This window comes from Allobosea sp. TAB14 (assembly GCF_052113865.1).
In the GTDB taxonomy this organism is placed as follows: Bacteria; Pseudomonadota; Alphaproteobacteria; order Rhizobiales; family Beijerinckiaceae; genus Allobosea; species Allobosea spartocytisi.
Genome location: NZ_JBFRDQ010000371.1, coordinates 1 through 1,238, shown reverse-complemented (window position 1 = coordinate 1,238; position 1,238 = coordinate 1). Strand labels below are relative to the sequence as shown.

Genomic DNA, 1,238 nt, shown 5'->3' with positions numbered 1-1,238 from the left:
GCTCGATAATGAGCGGGGCCGAATCATCCGCAAAGAAGACGGGTATCGCAAGCTGCTTGCCGAGACCTTTTACAAAGTTGATCTCCATATCCGTAGAATTACTCCCGGGTTCCCTACTCCTTCGTGGTTGGCCTTGCTTCGAAGGCGCGATAGGCGACGCTACCGCTTGCCGCGCGCGATCTTTGGTGTGAGATGAATCGGCCCGCACGCTATCGCATTCTGCTGAGGATCAGCCAGCTCGCATGGGTTCTGGCGATATTTGCTCTGGCAGGCGCCATCGGATGGAAATGGCAGATCCCGCCCAGCCTGCGTCGGCTGCTTGAGTGGCACTGGGAAAGGATGCCCGAAACGCGCTCGACGATCAGAGAGCATTCCCTTTGAGATCGAGCACCGAATATCCACGCGCCCAGGCCGCGATCGTGAAGCAGCGCTCGACTGCATGATGCAATGTTCCGTCGAGCTGATGTTCTTCGGGCTCGAAATCCTCGGGCTCGAGATCGAGTTCCCGCAGGGCGGCCAGCGARGCYGGCCTGAACCAGAACATCGAGCCYTCGAAGAAGCCGAGGCGKAACGCYTCCGCGGCCACGYCCATRCGSATGGCGAGGYMKYGAACGCGCGCCTCGTTCGCCATCCAGTAGGACGGYGTCGCACGCCAGCACTGCCTCCACCCAACGATTGCYGTTGAAGGTCGCTCAAAGGCGGCGAGCGCRCGGCAYAGCGCGTTCCARTCGCCRCARAGCCTGTCCAGCAGTAATCTGCGCCTGATTTCCCCRTCGAGCAGATGYGGGCTGCGCTTGGTATGCAGCTTRAGCACRGCGTCGTAGCCATCGAGCGCACCCGACGAYAGMARGGAAAGGAAGGGAGCRATATCTCGTCCGCGATTCTCATATTCATGGACGACGACATGCTCACGGCGGCCGAGCGCCTCGCGCACGAGATGGCTGCGCTCCGGGGGCACTGTGATGTGCAGKGGCGTGCCTGCTGGCAGAAGGTCCTGGCAAGCAAGAATGTCGYCGAGSAGTTCGGGGTAGTAGACATGCGCGACGATCGCTGCCCGCAGCCTGGGCCAATCGGCCTTCGGCCCGGCATCAGCCAAATGCTGACGAATGGATCGCCCCCAGCGGGAGACAAAAACGGCGCCAACCGTCAATCCCGCGATCTTCTGAAACACATGACGGGCGAAGGCCCTGCCGCGAAGAGCAACTTGGCCTCGCCAGCGGCGGGAGCGGTTATGAGGC

At 61.7% G+C, this 1,238-nt stretch carries 1 protein-coding gene; it reads right to left on the bottom strand.

What is annotated here, in order from left to right:
• Positions 1–361: 361 nt before the first annotated feature.
• Positions 362–1,171, bottom strand: a complete 810-nt coding sequence (locus AB4Y99_RS27705) for a rhamnan synthesis F family protein (RefSeq protein WP_465248684.1) — start codon at positions 1,169–1,171, stop codon at positions 362–364.
• Between the last annotated feature and the right edge of the window lie 67 nt (positions 1,172–1,238).